This is a genomic window from Paraburkholderia sp. BL27I4N3 (assembly GCF_003386115.1).
GTDB lineage: Bacteria > Pseudomonadota > Gammaproteobacteria > Burkholderiales > Burkholderiaceae > Paraburkholderia.
Window position 1 is genome coordinate 84,962 of sequence record NZ_QREJ01000002.1, and the last position, 16,475, is coordinate 101,436.

Sequence of the window (16,475 nt, forward strand, 5' to 3'; positions counted from 1 at the left end):
GGCTGACTCATGAGTATGTTTTCTGGAATCGAAAAGAACGAGCCGTCCACTGGCGGCATCTTCGGGCGCTTGCGCGCGTTTCGGGCGGGTTTCTCGGAGGACTCGGCGTCGTCCATGCCGATCGCCGGGGCGGGGGCCGCGACACCAGAAGTCGCGGACCGCGAGCCGCGCTTCGCGAGTAAGGCCACGAAGCTGAAAGCCGAACCGGTGGAAGCGAAGCCGGGGCAACCGATGACGCTCGGCATGCGCTTGCGGATGGCCGACATTAGTGACGTCGACGCGCACGAGGACGGCGATCCGGATACCCTGCCTTCAGCGGACGCCCAGATGTTCGGCCAGCATGGGAACGAACCCCCAGCGAGAGCAGACGAGCGACCAGTAGATGATGGCAAGGCGAGATTCTCTGCCACTGCTGCTGACGCCGCGCCCGCAACGTCCACGAACGACATCGAGGCAACGGTTGAAGTCGCCGCCGAAGATGCGCGTCGTCCAGCTTATCCGGAGGCTGACCTGCGCGCCAAGCCGGAACAGCCCGAACTGGATGATGGCAATGCATCCGCACCGCTGGCAGACGAGGTGCACGAAGTTCATGCGCGTGCCGAGCCGGTAGTGCAGCAGGAACCGGAATTGATCCCGGTTGGCCTGCCGCAACTGCTGTCGGCCGAAGCGCTCGCATTCAAGCGCATTCTGAGCGAGCGCGGCGCCGATGCAACGTTGCGCATCACCGATGCGGCTCGCCGCGAGTTCGTCGCAGTGGAAGTGCAGGCCGGTATGGCGATCGTCGTGACGACCCAGGCGTTCCACGAGTCGGCGCTGTACCCGACGTACCTGAAGGATCTCGAACGCGCCGACATCAAGGTACATGAAGAGATGATCGCGGGCGAGGCAGTCATCTCCGCGATCTACGGGCGCGAGCGCAATCGCTCCGCGGCCGTCGTCCCGGAAACGTCGCGCGCAATTGGCACGTTTCGCGATGTGGCGGAGGCCGCACATGAATATGGTGCCGGCGACATCCACTACGAGTACCGCGACTTTAACGACGACGTCGAAGTGCGTTTCCGCGTGAACGGTGACCTTTACACCTATCGCAAACTGTCCAAGTCGCTGGTGCGCCGCGCCCTGTCCGCGTCCTATCAGGATCTCGTTGCACGCAACACGAATTCGGGCGAGACATTCCAGCCGAGCGCGCCGCAGTCGGCCATGATTCCGCTCGTTGTGCACACGGACATCCTTAACATCCGCTGGCAGAGCTCGCCGCTCGTTGGCGGCTTCGACGTTGCGCTGCGCCTGCTCGACGGCAACTTCCGCAATCTCAAGCTGCTGATGCCGGACCAGATGGGTCTCACACGCAGCCAGTTGAAGATCCTTGACTCGTTATGCAACGTGAGTGGCGGGGTATCGATTTTCACCGGTGAAACCGGGTCAGCGAAATCGACACTGCTGCGCGCACTTTCCTACATGCTGTCGTCGCGCGACCTGCGCAAGCAGTATGTCGTGAGCGAACCATCGGAGTATCCGCATCCGTGGCTGTCGGAAATTTCGATACCGCGCCGGCCGGACGAGTCGGACGAGGACGCGAGTCGCAAAGGGGCAGAGGTCATTCGCACACTGATGCGGATGGACCCGGATGACCTGACCGTCAATGAGATCCGCGACCGCGTGATGGCGTCTCTCGTCGCGGAGCTGGCACTGACCGGTCACCCGGTTCGAACAACCCTGCACGCGGACAGTGCGATCGGCGCATTCATGCGGCTCGCAGGTGGCCGTCTGCAGTTGCCGATGGACGAAATGTCCTCTGAGAAGTTCGTCAACGCCGTCGCCAACCAGAAGCTGATTCCGCTGCTGTGCCCGCATTGCAAGGTTCCCGCGCGTGACGTGCTGAGCGCAACGCAGGTTGACACGCTCGAGAAGAAGTTCGGGCTCGATACGTCGACGATGGCATGTCGCGATGAAGCCGGTTGCGAGCACTGCCGCCTGAAGGGCCTTTTCACCCGCGCGGGCAAAGTCGCCGCCGGTACCAAAGGGCAGACGCTTGCGATGGAGATCTTCCGGCCGACGCTGGAATTCCTCGACCTCGTGGCGGTACGCGACTGGCGCGGCGCGGAGAGGGTATGGCGCTCGACGCGCGTGTCCGGATTTGGCGATGAAGACATGACGGGCAAGACGATCTATGAGCACGCGCTTTACAAGGCGTCGCAAGGGATCATCGACCCGCGCTTCATCGATACGACGATGCGCTCGTTCGACGAGTACAAGGTTTTCGCAGACCGTGACGGGAGGATGCCGTCGTGATCAAGGGACTCGTCTACACAGTCTTCATGATGCTGCCGCAGAAAGAACGCATGCGCGTGGCGGTCTGGCGTTTCAGCAAACTGCGCGAGGGCTTCTACCGCGAAACGCGGCTCGATGTGGCCGCGAAAGGTCTGCGCAATCGGGAGACGCTGCACGAGCGGCTGATGACGCTGGAGAAGCGCCACCGCAATCGCAAGGGACTGGCGTGGCCGGTCTTCCAGGCTATCGCCAAACGGATGGTGGCGGGGGACAACTTCGCGAACGCGATGAGGCCGTACATCCCGACCGACGAATACGCGCTGCTGGAAATCGCCGGTGCATCGACGCAACAGGATGCGGCGATCCGCGGCCTCGAACTCGCGGAGATGGCGGCGAACGCGAAAGCGGTACTGGCCACGACGACATCGCTGCAGATGGCCTACCCGGCGCTGCTGATCGTCTACATGTACCTGTACGCGATGCTGTTCGGCGGCACGATCTTTCCGGCCGTTGAAGATACGAGGCCGGTTTCAGAGTGGTCCCCGTTTGCGCAGGTGCTTTATGCGTTCGACAGCTTTGCGTACCACTACTGGTGGCTCAGCGGTTCGATCGTCGGCGGACTTGTCTTCGGATATTTTCATTCGCTCAAGCGCTGGACTGGGCACCTACGAAACAAGGTCGATTCGATGCCGCTGATGTGGCGCAACCGGCGCGATCTGCGCGCCGCTTTGCTGATCGTCTCGCTTGCGGGCCTCTTCGACTCGAACCTCACGCTGCGCGCGTCCCTCGACCGGCTCACGAAGACGGCAGATCCGTGGCTCAAATGGCATCTGAACCGGATGGGCCGCAGGCTCACCCAGCGTCCGGACCAGACGATGCGCGCACTCGACACCGGCATCTTTTCCGAAACGGTGATGGACACCATTGCGGACGCGGCCGGTCGTGACCAGTTCGTGCAGGCGATCAAGTCGCTCGGTCGCAACTCACTGGATCGCGTGGTCGCGACGGTCCGCCGTAACGCCCGCATCACGCACTACGTGCTGCTCGGCTTTGCAGTCTCACTCTTTTTCGTTTTCGGCATCGGGTCGTACGTTGCGACCGGTGCTGTCAGCTTCGATTCGTCATCGTCGGCTGGCGCCAATTACTGAGGAATAAATGAACGTGAACAACACGATGCGAAAGACAAGCGCTTCTACCGCGGCGATCTTATCGGCCTCAGCAGAGCGTAAATCGTCACTGACCCGGATGGGCCGCCGCCGCCGGCAGTCGGGCGAACTGTCGCTGATCGAGGGAGCGGCCGTGATGGCTGGCGCGGCGCTGCTCGCGCTTGTCGTCTATCAGGGCCGTTCATTCGTGATGGATCGTATCCACGCCCATCAGTTCAAGAGCGAAGCGCAGCTTTTTCGCAGCGGCATCCAGGACGCCACCTCGAGCGACGTCGATTTCTCAAGCGAGACGCAGCAGACGCTTGCGAAGAACCATGCATTTGACTCGGCGAATTCGCGCGTGAACACGTCCACCGGCGCGCTTACGGGGATTTTTGGCGGTGCGGTGACCGCGGTGCCTGGAACGATCGCGTCGACTGACGACGCCATGGTCGTGACGTATCCGGTGCCAAGTACGGTGTGCTCCCTGTCGATCGGTGCTGTCGCTGGGGCTTATGCGAAAGTCACCGTCAACGGGACAACCGTGTACGACCCGAACACACCGTTCAGCGGTGCGACTGCAGGTACCGCATGCGCTTCGGCGGGTGCGACCGCCAGCATCGGCATGTACGCCACGCACAATAACTAAGGAAGCCGGGGCATGTTCAGCATCGTTGAGATGGTGGTTGTGCTGGTCGCTGCGGCATTGATGACGGTCGTAGGTATCAAGGAGGACGCAGCGAAGCGGCGCAACCAGGTGCTGACGGCCGAAGGTCAGAACGAGGCGGTCATCAACGCGGCGCTTGGTAACTGGGTGACCAAAAACTACGCGACGCTCACGCAGAACGGTCCGGTTGCGGTGGTGCCTGCGACGGAGCTGCCCACGCTCAACGATCTGTTCACGCAGGGCAACCTTCAGCAACCGCACGCGAACGGTCCGTTCTGGGGCGGGGTGTACGTCATCAGTATGAGCGTCGGACCGTCGACGTGTTCCGTGAGTGCAGGGGACTGCCATGTCACCTACGTGCTGTACCCGTCAAAGCCGGTGACGCGTGGCGGCAATCCGGATGTGATCGGCGCTTCGATCATCGCGCAGGCAGGCGGCAACGCGTTCGGCTTCTCGAAGATGCAGAACCCTGGGACCATTAGCGGCATCAATGGTGCATGGAACGCGACCAACCCATTGTCGGGCAACCCGGCTGCCGTGGTCCTCGCGACGAACGGACCGACGTCGGACGGCAACTCGGTCTACATCCGGCGCGACGGCGCGCTGACGTGGACCGGCGACCAGAACGTCAATCACGTCAGCCTTCACAACGTCCATAACCTCGACGCGGAAGGCACTGTCAGTGCGGCGAACATCGGCGCGACTGCTGCCATCGCGGCGAGCGGGGCGGTGTCCGCCGGTACGACGGTCAGCGCTGGTACGACCGTCTCCACCGGAAACGTGGGCTGGCCGCGAGTAGCCTGCCCGAAGATAAGCGCGATGACAGGCGCGAGCGACAACTCGGGCCTGATGCTGTCGTGTCAGAACGTGTCGGGTGTTCTGCAGTGGATGCCGATCGGCGGTCCCAAGCTCTGGTACGGCTACACGAACATACCGGGCGGCGGCGGTACATACGTGCCAAATCCGAATTGTCCTGCGGGCGGGACACCGCAACTGGTGGTGACGGGCCAGAGCATGTACACGGACCCGACCGCCGTCATCAACTATCCAACGGCCGGAAGTGGTCCGTGGACGGTCTACATCACCGACGGCAGCGGGACCATCATAAACGGGACGGCCGTCGCGACTACGTTCTGTACTTATTGAAGAGGTTTAGAGATGCGCATTATTGGAGTGTTCGTCAGGATCGGCCTCGTCGCGTGCGTATTGCTCGGCGGCAGCGCAGCCGTAGCAGGGCCTGTCCGGTGCTCTGTGAACAATCAGGATTCCACCTGTGTTGGCCACCTCACGACCGCGTGGCAGACCGCGCCGACGTGTCCCAACCAGCCAGGCTGGACGACTATCGCAGCGGCGCAATGGATCGGGTCGCAATACTCTGCGCCGCATTGTAACTATCAGGCCCCTCCGACTTGTCCGAGTGGCTTTAATCAAACCTCGGCACCCGCATGGGATGGCGATAGCTGGGTCGGTCTCGGCTGTGCGGTACCGCCGCCCGCGCCACCGGCGTTCGATCCGGTTTCAGTGTGCCAAGCCAATTTTCCTGCCGCTCAGGCGAACGGAGTATTCGATTCGATCCAGAGCTACGTTGGGGACGTCACAAATAATGCGGCCTTGGTTCTGCAGCGCTCGGAGTATCCAAGCGACACGCTGTATGGGTGGAACGCTACCGGTTCAAACGGCTGCGACTCGGGGGGGCAAATCACCCGCGGAAGTGTTATTTGCGCGATAAACCCGGCCGGTCGCGTGGACGCGGTGTTTGGACTTTTTTCGCAGGGCGCGTGCCATCCTCACTGAGAAGTTGGAAAAAAAGCGCCCGAAAGGGCGCTTTCCTTGTGTCAAGCGAACGCGGCCGCGCGCGGCCTGCCTCCTTTACGAGCCTGTCGTAAATGTCCAAGTCATATTGACAGGCTTTCCGTCACGTTCACCCGAAAAAGTCGCCGTGTAGGTTGTGTTCGCTGCGAGCGGAGTTAGGGGGAGCAGAGCAACGACGCCCGCGAACAGCGCGTTGTTCACGTCAGCCGTAGTGCCCGTCGATCCCGTCATTGCTGCAGACGGAACGATGATCCGAGCAGGGACCGCAGATCCGCTGGCGCTCAGAGTGAAACTCGTGACGGTTAATACGTCTCCTGCGCTTGCGGCGGTGACGCGAAACAGCACGGGACGGCCGGGGGACGGCAGATCCGGAGCGGGATTCGGCGCTTCAGCGACCATCGCACGGGCGACATTGGTTTCGTTCGGATAAGGCGTTACCGCGCTTACGTCAGTCGCCATCTGTTGACCACCGCCAGCGTAGAACCCGTTATCAATAGGGGTGCCGTTGACGTTTGTCGTTTGACCGAAGTCGAGCACGCAACCGTATGTTGCCTGACCAGCGTTTGTCTGAAAGCCAACGCCGATCGTTTCCTCAACGGACGTCGCCGCCTGAAGGTGGTAAACCGTGTTGAGGTATTGCCCTAGACAGCTCGCCGCGTTTGCGTCGCCGGTCGCGAGGCTAAGCCCGACCGCGGCGTTTTCACCAATCCATTCGGTTGCCGGGGCGCCAGCTTTGCGGGCTCGGCTTAATGGTGTGGCTTCGTAGTAGTTCGCAAACGTCGAGATCTCATTGTGCGTAACACTCGTGATGTTGCCGTTCGCGAAGTTGTTCACCAAGTAAAGCGCGTGCGCGTTTGCTGACGTGTCGAGAACCGAGTCCTGCTTGAGCTGCCCAACACCCATCGCCGACCGATAGGCGTTGAGTTGCGCGAAGATTGTCGCTTGGGCCGTTCCGCCAGTATAGGTTGCTGCGGGCACCGACGTTTGCAGGTTGCCTGCGGTAGACGGTGATGTTGCCGGCGGAGTCGCGCCTGTCGTACTACCGCTACTACCACCGCCGCCGCAAGCTGACAGTGCGATGGCCGCGGCGAAAGAAACGGCGGTCAGTGCTGAAATATTTTTCTGTTTCATTGTTGTGCTTCCTCGATTTCATATGGCCGTGCCCCTTGCGCGACCTTGATTTCATCTTATAGATCGGCAACGAAAGTCAAGTCGCCGCTGGTTGCTGAACCTACTGTGGCCGGTTAGCTCCGCTGCCCGAATTTTGGCCGTGATTCTATGGGTTAACGGATATTCCCGGCCGGAGTTAAGCTCCATGCGCCCAAACGATAAAAAACCCGCCGGCGGCGGGTTCTCAGTGACGCTTGCGGCGCCGGTGGAATATGCGAAGACCGATGAACGCGACCACCAGGGCCGCACCCGTAGCTTCGGGCATTGCCTTGGCGAACCCGGGTACCAGGTGGCAGCCCATGTACAAGCTGAACAGGGCGATAGCGACGCGACCGAACCAGGGCGCGCTCAGAGCGGAGAGGAGGCGCGAAGGCCGCGCTGCCGACCAATCGCTGTACTCCTCGTTGACCTTCTCGAGATTAAACTGGTCCGCCGTTTGAGCCCGCTCACTCTGATAGAACTGCTCGTAGCGGTCGAACCGACCGTCGCCGCGTCCATCGAGCCACGCCGCGTTACTCTCCCGCGCAAGGTAGTCGAAGTCCTGCATTTTCATCGGAGTCCAGCCTCCCTGACTAATGCATGATCCCGGCGTGCCAGGCAACGGCGCCGACAGCGTTTGCGATCACATGTCCGTCGTCTTCGGCGTGAAAGACCCCCGTTTCGGGATTCCGCCAGCCGAACTGGGCCTTGCCGTCAGTACTGAAAATTACGAGCCCCGCAGGCAACTCCTTCAAGGCGGTGTCAGGCGTCATTGGCCTTCCTCCGTGCGGCGCGCCGCTTGATGCCGAGCTGCTGTTGGCATGCCGGACAACTGAACCGGTTATGCATTTCGATCTTGGCGTCGTTATTCGAGACGACATAGTGTGTGCTGCAGGTCCGGCAAGGCGCGATCGTGAGACGAGCATCGGCCGCCATTGACCGGATCAGGTTCCAGCCACGATCCGCAGAAATCACGCGGTTACCGCCAAACAGGCGATCGTAGACGTCATTGGTCGCGATCAAAGCTTCTGGCGGCAAAGCACCCATTGCAACCGCTGAACGATAGAGCCACGCATAGACCGTCGCATGCAGTCGATGCTGCGGAGTTTCGACGAACCATGGCAGGGAATTGGCGGTGTTGCCACAGGGCGAGCTTTTACCGTGAATCTTAAAATAGAGCCCGCGCATCTGATTCTGCGTAAGGTTGAACAGGGCGGTCGCCGTCGATGCACGCAGTCCATACGCGAGCAGGGCACCCGCGAAAGCCTCGTTCTTTGCGCGGCCGAGTCGAAGCTCGCCCCATCGCGCGTCACTGGGGAGGTCGCCCACCCGCGCCGGCGACGTGAACATTATCTGATGCGCAATCATCTCGTCGGTCAATGTGCTACCCGCGAACTCGTACCAGAACGACTGGCTGCTGAAACGCCAGCGGAACAGCGGAAGGCCATTCATTCGCTGCAAGGCCAGATTGAGCCGATATGAGGGGACGGTGAGTAGGTACTTGGCCACGTCGGTCGTAATGCCGAGCAATGGCGCGGCGAGCACGCTCATATTGAGAATCTGCGTGGCAAGCGAGAGAAACGCCACGTTCTGGTGCCCGACAGCATACGATGCCAGAGCGTCGAGTTCCGGCGTCTTCCGTCGCAGGATGTCTACCGCCACCGTCGTCGCCGTATCGTCGACAAAACAGCGCCAGTCCTCGACAGTCTGAAGGGTCGGCTCCGCCATCAGGAACGGTGCGCGCAACAAATTGCGCAGGGACAATTGATTCAACTGGAGCTGATCAAGATCCTTTAGCTCGACGTTGAACACCTCGTTGAAGCGACTGTCCTGTTGCAGCAGCCACTTCATGTGGTCAACCATGTTGAAGTTCGCTACCTGGATCTGTTCGGTGAGCCAATCCGGGACGTAAAGACGGTCGACCGCGCGATAATTTTCTTTATTTTCCATTGCTACTACCTGTATCTCTCATTGCTCGGCGGGTGGGAATCACGTGGCGTTGGCTGCAGCCAGTAACTCCTGGTGGAAGCTGCCGACGTGATCGGCAAAGGCTGCGAAAAGATTCGCAAACGGTGCGACCGATCCGCCGGCGGTGACGAGAAGCTGTGTCGTCTTGTATTTCTGCATGAACGAGCCGAAGTCGACCATCAGTTCCCGGATGTGTCGCTCGATAGTCTCTTTCGATTCGATCTCGGCCAGTTGCTGCTTGCGCCGTTCTTCCAGCGATGCGACCTCTGCCTGCAGGCTCTCCATCTGCGAAGTCGCTTCCTTCACCTGAGTCATGAGGCCGTCGGCCGCTTCCTGGAGGTGCTTGATGTTCTCGGGCGGTCCGCTGACGACGACCTCTTTCGTCTGGACCCGGTTAGCTGCTTCAGCGAGCTGACGCAGCAAGGTGTCGCGTTCCCGTTCGAGTTTGGATATCTCGGTGTGCATCGTGCTGACAGAACGATTCGCGACCTCGAGGTCCACCATCGTTCTCTTTTTCTTTTCCTTGTCCTGCTCGATCTGGAGACGCAGGTGCTTGGTTTCTTCGGTGAGATACTGGTTTTCGTTGCGAGCGTCGTCGAGTTGGCCGACGACCTCCGATAATTGGCTTTTCACCACATCGAGGCTCGCATCCTTCTCGGCGAGTTTGGTCTTGTAGCTCTCGATGATCTGCTTCACTTCCCGCTTGCTTAGGTCGGGGTTCTCCTTCTTTGCCTCGATAACAGCGTCGATGACCTCATCGTCCTGGCTTACGAGCAACTGCATGTCCGTGATTGTCAGCATTTCGACGGCGCCGGCGTTGGTGCTAAAGCGCAGATAGGAACGGATATATACCTTGACGATGTCGTGTTTTTTCCTGAACACCTGCTCGACGTATTTGTAGAAGGCCTGTGCGGCCTTGTTGCGCACGTGCCGGCTGTCACCAAGGGACGCCACATAGTGGCCCTCGATCCGACTGCGCAGATTGAAGAGGATGCCCCCGATGCGCATATGTTCCTCAAGGATCTTCCGAGTAGAGTGCGCAATCTCATTGCTTTCAGACGCGATGATTGCCCGCAGCGACTCCGGGACTTCGCTACCGAAGAACTGGCGCACCGTCTGCGCGATCTCGGTTTCGTCCGGTACATGAGCAAAAGCGAGTGGTGCGGACCCGACCGCCGACAGGTCACCGCTGTTGTCGGCCCCCTCAGCCAAGGTCGGGTCGAAATCAGGCTCGTTGGTATTCTGAAGTTCTTTGGGATGGCTCACGTTCATTTCCGGCAGTGTGGGTTCGATGCTGCGTGACGCCGTGCGTGTGGGGCGCCAAACGACGTCAGGATGGAAGACGCGCTTTCGGCCAGAAGGCGGCCGGTCTGAGGAGGGCCAAGGTATTTTTCGTTCTTCATAGTAGAAGCCTTTTGATTGATCGTTCTATTGGCGCGAATCCGGACGGGCGTCTGACTCTTGACTCGCGAGGTCTTTCAGTTCCCCTGAATCCCAGCCCAGAATACGCTCCGTTTCGCGTTCGTCACCCCGAAAAGCGGCGCAAAAATACGCGTCATTCGTCTAATCATCAGATGAATACATGCGGCAACATTTGGATCGGCAGTAGCGACCGAAACTTTAGGAAAGAATCACTTAAATTTTAGGGTTAACCCTCGGTCTTTCGCGATGCTTTCTGAGGGCCAGTTCATCTGTACTCGCGATTCGCTGCACTGCGGCCCACGCCTTGGCCACGTCTACGACGGCGGCCGTGCCCGCAGCATGCCGAGCGCGTCTGTCCCTTAGCCACTGGGCGAGGTCGGTCCGACGCAATATGCTGACGGGTAGGTCCGGCGATAGAACGCACCCGTCGTTGGCGAATACGCCCGCGCCTTCTATTGGCCACACCGGTGGCAACGTCCCGCGGAGGAACGCGAGTTTCGAGCGGTTCTGGCTGAGAGGGGACTTGCGCGCCTGTGGCTCTCCATCGGCGCCAATTCGTATCAACACATCCGCACTGGCTCCTGGTTTGATCAAACCCGTCCAGTTCTTCGTTTCGAAAATGAAAATTCCAAAGGGTGTGATGGCCAGATGATCTACCTCGGCGGTGGGAAACTCGGTGCCGGGCGCATGGTTAAGCAGAATGGGGCCGGAATGCAAATAGAAGTTGCTACCGCAAAGCCAGGTCAGGACCTCGACTAACTCCGCCTGCACGCGTGCCTCCCCCTCGTCGCCGCTGCGGTCGCTTCGTAGCGCGGGGATCGGCGACGCTCCGCGGGCGCCAAGCTTCGGACGCTGTGGGCGCAAGGCCCGCCATACAAAGTAGGCTATCGCGGCCAGAACGAACAGGCTTGTACTCATGACTCACTCCAGATGTCAGACAGTGAGTCAAGCTTGCCAGGAGAATGACAAAGTCAAGCGGCCGGGGCGTTCGGATACCCGGTTTTAACGCGGACGATGGCAACGTCTGCCGAGGCGACACCACCTTTCTCTGCGGTTGCGCTCCCGATCCTCGTTATTGCCTCAAAAGCTCCAGTTTTTCTGGAGCTTTTAGGGTTAAGCCCGTGAGCCGGCTCGTCCTGCCGGATCGGGGGCGCCAGGCGCGAAAAACATAAGCCGCATGAAGTTTGCGAGCATTCGGGCCTGTCAGGTGCCCAGCCACCGGTAATCTCGTTCTATCTCCCGCGTCGGCTCGACGCATCGAACGTGCGTGCAGGTCTTCGCGCGCCTACCAGTTACCTTTCCCACCTGATTCGCGACACGCTGGCCCTTCCGTGCGCGCCCCCAACCGGGTGCGCACGAAAGCGCCTGGCGCCGAGTTTCCTTGCTCGTTGAGCATCGAAATCACCGGACGTTGTCCGGACATTCCCTTGTGACTTTTTCTGGAGAGAAAAATGCTGAAAGTCCTGTTCAAGAACGCGATCACTTCACCAGCGAAGCTGCTTGCGCTCTGCTTCGTCGTGTACATCGCGACGATCTCGTTCGCCGTTGTCGGATTTCTCCTTCTGCTCAGCATGCGCTGGTTGATGGTGACGATGAAGAAAAAGGCGAAGGCGATCGAAGCAGCCGAGGCAGAAGCCGAAGCCGCGCGTGCCGAAGCGGAGAAGCTCGCAGCATCCCGCCAGATGGCCGCGAACGGGAGCGTGCAAGACGTGCCTGTAGCGACCGCATCGAACGACAGCGTTGCGGCACCGGTGCCGATGAAGCGATACGCAAAGTCGGCCGTCATCATTCCTTTCAAGACCGGTACCCAGTAAGTCGGGTCACCGCCACAACCTACCGTCACCTTGGCCTTCGCCTCGGTGACGGCAACTGAACCCCGCCGGGATCCCATTCCCGGTCACGGGACATGAGATTGCCGGCACCACCGGAGCAATCTCATGGAAATGCATGTGGCTGCCTGGCAGCTGGACATGTTCGGCGAATCCTCGCCGGTAGTTGTCACCCCTTCAAAGCCCGAGCCTTTGCCTGACCCGCATCTGTGGGGCGCAGCAGTGCGCGAAAAGATGGTCGACGCATTGATCTCGCTAGCGAGCGACAGTCGTCGCGGCGACAGCGTGCCCGAGTCGTTGATGGACTGTGCGGCGCTGCTGTCCGAACGCCTTCGCAATCGCAAGATCGACCTGGATGACTATCGCGCAACCCTCGGATGGATCATGGGTTACTGGGAGGGCGCCTTGCCCTATGTCTACGTGTGCAAAGTCAATGGTGTCGATCCCGAGACGATGCAGGACGTGATCCTGACCACGCCGCTGCTTGAGCGCGATCTTCTCGAGCTGCGCCGCATGTGCTTCGGCACCCTGTTGTAGGAGGCTATGTGCGAAACACTGCGACACTTTTCACCCGCGTGCTCGCGGATCTCTTCCCAGGCAAATCTGCCACTCAACATCCCCACCAACAGTCGTCACCAGAATCAGCCATGTCGCCGATGACGTCGACCGCGGCTGCCGCTCCTGATAACGGTACAGCCGCAAGCGTCGTGGGACAGGGCGCCGGGAACGAAACGGTAGTAACGATAGGCGATACGCTGCATCTGTTTGTGAACGAGGGCGACCACATCGTCCAGTTCACGCCGGCTTTTGACGACCACACGGAAGAGACCGAGTTTGGCATGAAGATCGTGCCTGACCTCGAGCCTCACTGGTCCAGGGTGGCTGTCCATCGTTGCCCGCTCAAGATCGCTATTGCTACCGCGATACGTCAGGGAAACAACGCTGTCGTGAGCCCTGCAGTGAAGGCGACGCCGGAAGTCTCCGGCAACGGCTCGCAATCACTACTTCCGGAGACGGAGGAAGAACGCTTCGACGCCGGCGACGTGAGCCCGGTGCGCCGGCGTCGCGAACAGTCGGTGGACGCGTCTGCGGTGGTTGGCCGGATTGTTTCCTGGGGCGAAGAGAAGTTTCCCGACCGAAAGAAACCCGGGCGGCTCTACAAATCGTTTGCCATTCATATCGACACCACGTCCGGCGAGCGGACACTGCAAGGCGAGGGCCTGAAGGAGGCCATAGCGGAATGCAGGTGCGTAGTCGGTGACGTTGTGTCTGTCAGGCGCCTTCGCAAGATCAAGGTGCCTGCAATCAGAGCGGATGGCTCGGCAATGGTCAAGGATGGCAAGCCGGTCATGTGGGACAAATGGCTCTGGTCAATCACTAAATAGAGGTAATTCAAATGGCATCTGTAAATAAGGTGATCCTCGTCGGCAATCTCGGCGCTGACCCGGAAGTGCGTTATCTCCCTAGCGGCGATGCTGTGGCTAACATTCGACTCGCCACAACGGACCGTTACAAGGACAAGGCGTCGGCCGAAATGAAGGAAGCAACGGAATGGCATCGTGTTTCCTTCTTTGGTCGGCTTGCCGAGATCGTTTCGGAATACCTGAAAAAGGGCTCGGCGGTCTATCTCGAAGGCCGTATTCGCACGCGCAAATGGCAGGCGCAGGACGGCACCGATCGTTACTCGACTGAGATCGTGGCTGAGCAGATGCAGATGCTTGGCGGTCGTAGCAGTCAAGACGATGGCGACGGTGGCTTTGAGCAGCGAACCAGTGGACGCGCTCAACGCCCGGCGCCGGCGTCCCGGTCAACTGGATCCCGCGCGGCTGATGACGTTGGAACTCGTGCTCATCCTCCGCAACCTTCGCATGGTGGCGGTGGCGGTATGCGAGCACCAGCGGGCGGCGGATTCGATGACATGGATGACGACATCCCCTTCCATGGTTTTCACACGCGCGCAGCGTGGTCGGCCATCTGATCCCGTAAAGGCTCACCAGCCTCTCCCTTCACTCCCGTATCTCCTCACCATCGCAACGGCACACCTTCGGGTGTGTCGTGCGACGCATTTCCTGCCCAGCGGTTCTCGCTGATTCTCTTGCCTCATAGCACGTCTGCTGAAAAAAGCTGCCCGCTCGCGCGCGGGCAGCTTTTTTGAGCACGCGTTTTCACGCCTGTCTCAGGCACCGACCAAACCCACTCACTTAAAGGAGAGTGATTCATGACTGTACGAGCAAAAGAGCTGACGCCAGACCAGTACGCGTGGCTTCAGCGCGCGTTGGCCGGGTTCTCGCGTTCCCCGGAGCAATGGATTTCGCTCCTTGTGAGCTATGGCGTGCCTGCAGACCGTCTCACCGGCGAAGCATGTGCTTGCCCTATATGTGGCGGAGACGATCGCTTCACCTACGACAACAAGCGTGGGCGTGGCGATTGGGTATGCCGTAAATGCGATCACGGAAAGGCTATGGCAGGTGATGGCCTCCAGTTGATCACCCGCCTGAACAGCATCGGGCTGTATCGGCTGATGCGTCAACTGGACGGTGGACCTGCACCGCGTGCGCTCAATGGCGCTCCCGTGGCCAAGGCGCCCCGGCCGAAACGCAAGCCGGACGCGACGTTTATCGCAAACCGCCTCAATTCGATGTGGGATTCAGCAAAACCCGTATCGAGCGGCGATCTCGCGATGCGTTACCTCGGCGCACGTGTACCGGGATTACGGATGGCATCATCGCCGGCATTGCGGCTTGGCATGCTGGAGTACCGGCATGAGAAGAAGCCTATCGGCAGCTGGCCGGGCATCCTCGCCCGGTTCGAATTGCCCGATGGCCGGCTCGGTACGTTGCACCGAACCTTTCTGGAGCGATCTACGCCAGCTAAAGCGCGGATCGTGTCGGGCGATGGCGAGATTCTCGACAACAAGCTGAACGACATGACGCTCAATCCCCTCCGGGGTGGCGCCGTGCGATTGATGGAGCCTGTAGACGGCGAAATCGGGGTGGCTGAGGGTCTGGAAACGGCCTGTGCTGCATATATGGAGTCCGGTGTCCCAATGTGGTACTGCCTGAATATCGGACTGCTACGTCAGTTTGTGGTGCCGGATGGATTGGGTATCCGCGTTGTCCATATTTTCGTCGACTTCGACGACATCGACCCGAAGACGGGAAAGTCGATAGGCGTCGCAGGTGGGCTCGAACTCGCGAAGCGCCTCAAGGCAGAGGGTTTTACTGTCTTTGTGCATCGTCCCCGCGTGCGAGGAACCGATTTCACCGACCAATGGTGTGCGCGTCTCGCCAATGTTGTTCTAGCGGACATATCTCGCGCGCCGAAATCCGATACGCAACACCTCGCTGCCGTCTAACGAGCATCGATCTTCAATCGCGGCTTCGGCCGTATTTCTTCAGTTCCGCCCGATGGGGATATTCTCCCCATCGGGGAGTGTCTCGTCGGGCCAATTTCTTTGGAGTAGAAAATGGCTTCGTTCCAGGTTCTCGTTGGTGGGTTTGCAATCGTCGCAACGAACGGCGCAGAAGGTGGCCGTCAGCGCGTGGGAAAGTCGGAGGCGGTCGCGTTCGACGTGATTGACCGCACCGCTCAGGGCAATATCGCATATGCGTGCCGCGACCAGTCCTTTGTTGATGCGTGGGACTTTTGCGCGCATCGCATTCTTGTTACTGCGGCTCCCCGGTCGCACTGATCATGTAAAGCAAAACGGCTCCACCAGGTATGGTGGAGCCGTTTTTTTTTGTTCATCGCAAGCATTCATTTCATGATCGCGACGCACACAACTACAAGATAGAAAAAGGGTTTCCAGAGCCGCCAGAGCTCGGTTGACCACAATGCGCCCACACCGCCCGCAATAAGAATCAGCGCACAGAAGTCGGCATTCACATGCAGGTTCACCAGCCCCGCGCCGACGATCCAGACGAAGATCGAGAGTGCGAAGATGATCGCGCGTCGCGCGAGAAAGGGTAGAGCGGTGAACTTCCTGTAGTACGGTACCAGCAGGTCAATAGCATCCATCACTCAGCCTCGTTATTCCGGTTTGCATACCACGCTGCGACGTCGCCGCTATACCAGCCCGCGACACACGCTGCAGCAACCGCGGCGATCAGCAGCCATGAGCGCGGCTCACTCAGTGGCAGACCGTTGTGCAGAATTTCCATCAGTTCAAGCATAACTGCTCCTCATCGCTGTGTTGCACCGGTGCGCGGCGCG

General features: G+C 59.9%; 18 protein-coding genes. 9 read left to right on the forward strand and 9 right to left on the reverse strand.

All coding sequences use genetic code 11. From position 1 onward, the window contains the following. Positions 1-9: 9 nt before the first annotated feature. The 4 genes from B0G71_RS37545 (at position 10) to B0G71_RS37560 (ending at position 5,229) form a co-directional block, all read left to right on the forward strand. Positions 10-2,292: an ATPase, T2SS/T4P/T4SS family gene (locus B0G71_RS37545; protein ID WP_116149357.1), complete on the forward strand. Its 2,283-nt coding sequence runs from the start codon at positions 10-12 to the stop codon at positions 2,290-2,292. Then, positions 2,289-3,419, forward strand: coding sequence for a type II secretion system protein (locus tag B0G71_RS37550; protein WP_116149359.1), 1,131 nt, complete (start codon positions 2,289-2,291; stop codon positions 3,417-3,419). The genes B0G71_RS37545 and B0G71_RS37550 overlap by 4 nt, the downstream gene beginning before the upstream one ends. Positions 3,420-3,516: 97 nt before the next feature. Continuing rightward, complete coding sequence (locus tag B0G71_RS37555; RefSeq protein ID WP_258875860.1) at positions 3,517-4,065, forward strand: type 4 pilus major pilin; 549 nt, start codon at positions 3,517-3,519, stop codon at positions 4,063-4,065. A gap of 12 nt (positions 4,066-4,077) precedes the next feature. Beyond that, positions 4,078-5,229, forward strand: coding sequence for a hypothetical protein (locus B0G71_RS37560; RefSeq protein WP_116149361.1), 1,152 nt, complete (start codon positions 4,078-4,080; stop codon positions 5,227-5,229). Positions 5,230-5,952: 723 nt separating this feature from the next. Here B0G71_RS37560 and B0G71_RS37565 read toward each other — a convergent pair. From B0G71_RS37565 to B0G71_RS41640, 7 genes are all read right to left on the reverse strand, one after another. After that, positions 5,953-7,026, reverse strand: a complete 1,074-nt coding sequence (locus B0G71_RS37565; RefSeq protein ID WP_116149363.1) for a CAP domain-containing protein — start codon at positions 7,024-7,026, stop codon at positions 5,953-5,955. Positions 7,027-7,249: 223 nt separating this feature from the next. Beyond that, entirely contained in the window at positions 7,250-7,618 is a 369-nt protein-coding gene (locus tag B0G71_RS37570; protein WP_309546290.1) for a hypothetical protein, read from the reverse strand. A 19-nt stretch (positions 7,619-7,637) separates the two neighbouring features. After that, a complete protein-coding gene (locus B0G71_RS37575; RefSeq protein WP_116149365.1) occupies positions 7,638-7,817 on the reverse strand; it encodes a hypothetical protein in 180 nt (59 codons plus the stop codon). Next, the gene (locus tag B0G71_RS37580; RefSeq protein ID WP_116149367.1) at positions 7,807-8,994 is read right to left on the reverse strand and encodes a FlhC family transcriptional regulator; all 1,188 of its coding nucleotides are present in this window, start codon (positions 8,992-8,994) and stop codon (positions 7,807-7,809) included. Before B0G71_RS37580 ends, B0G71_RS37575 begins: the two co-directional genes overlap by 11 nt. A gap of 39 nt (positions 8,995-9,033) precedes the next feature. Continuing rightward, positions 9,034-10,278 (reverse strand): hypothetical protein, encoded by a 1,245-nt coding sequence (locus tag B0G71_RS37585; protein WP_147308748.1) that lies wholly within the window; start codon positions 10,276-10,278, stop codon positions 9,034-9,036. Between the two features lie 369 nt (positions 10,279-10,647). Further along, on the reverse strand, positions 10,648-11,352 hold the full coding sequence (locus tag B0G71_RS37590; protein WP_116149371.1) for a nuclease-related domain-containing protein: 705 nt from the start codon (positions 11,350-11,352) through the stop codon (positions 10,648-10,650). Between the two features lie 367 nt (positions 11,353-11,719). Next, complete coding sequence (locus tag B0G71_RS41640; protein WP_181916953.1) at positions 11,720-12,223, reverse strand: hypothetical protein; 504 nt, start codon at positions 12,221-12,223, stop codon at positions 11,720-11,722. A gap of 148 nt (positions 12,224-12,371) precedes the next feature. Here B0G71_RS41640 and B0G71_RS37600 point away from each other — a divergent pair, with 148 nt between their 5' ends. The 5 genes from B0G71_RS37600 to B0G71_RS37620 all read left to right on the forward strand — a co-directional run bounded on the left by B0G71_RS37600 (position 12,372) and on the right by B0G71_RS37620 (position 15,954). After that, positions 12,372-12,800: a hypothetical protein gene (locus B0G71_RS37600; protein WP_116149375.1), complete on the forward strand. Its 429-nt coding sequence runs from the start codon at positions 12,372-12,374 to the stop codon at positions 12,798-12,800. Between the two features lie 110 nt (positions 12,801-12,910). Continuing rightward, complete coding sequence (locus B0G71_RS37605) at positions 12,911-13,648, forward strand: hypothetical protein (protein WP_258875823.1); 738 nt, start codon at positions 12,911-12,913, stop codon at positions 13,646-13,648. An 11-nt stretch (positions 13,649-13,659) separates the two neighbouring features. Continuing rightward, complete coding sequence (gene ssb / locus B0G71_RS37610; protein ID WP_116149379.1) at positions 13,660-14,241, forward strand: single-stranded DNA-binding protein; 582 nt, start codon at positions 13,660-13,662, stop codon at positions 14,239-14,241. A gap of 240 nt (positions 14,242-14,481) precedes the next feature. Beyond that, entirely contained in the window at positions 14,482-15,618 is a 1,137-nt protein-coding gene (locus tag B0G71_RS37615; protein WP_116149381.1) for a primase-helicase zinc-binding domain-containing protein, read from the forward strand. A gap of 111 nt (positions 15,619-15,729) precedes the next feature. Continuing rightward, positions 15,730-15,954: a hypothetical protein gene (locus tag B0G71_RS37620; RefSeq protein ID WP_116149383.1), complete on the forward strand. Its 225-nt coding sequence runs from the start codon at positions 15,730-15,732 to the stop codon at positions 15,952-15,954. A gap of 65 nt (positions 15,955-16,019) precedes the next feature. On the opposite strand, the gene B0G71_RS37625 is transcribed toward B0G71_RS37620, so the two are convergent. Beyond that, positions 16,020-16,280: a hypothetical protein gene (locus tag B0G71_RS37625; RefSeq protein ID WP_116123999.1), complete on the reverse strand. Its 261-nt coding sequence runs from the start codon at positions 16,278-16,280 to the stop codon at positions 16,020-16,022. Continuing rightward, on the reverse strand, positions 16,280-16,435 hold the full coding sequence (locus tag B0G71_RS41645; RefSeq protein ID WP_181916954.1) for a hypothetical protein: 156 nt from the start codon (positions 16,433-16,435) through the stop codon (positions 16,280-16,282). Before B0G71_RS41645 ends, B0G71_RS37625 begins: the two co-directional genes overlap by 1 nt. Positions 16,436-16,475: the final 40 nt, after the last annotated feature.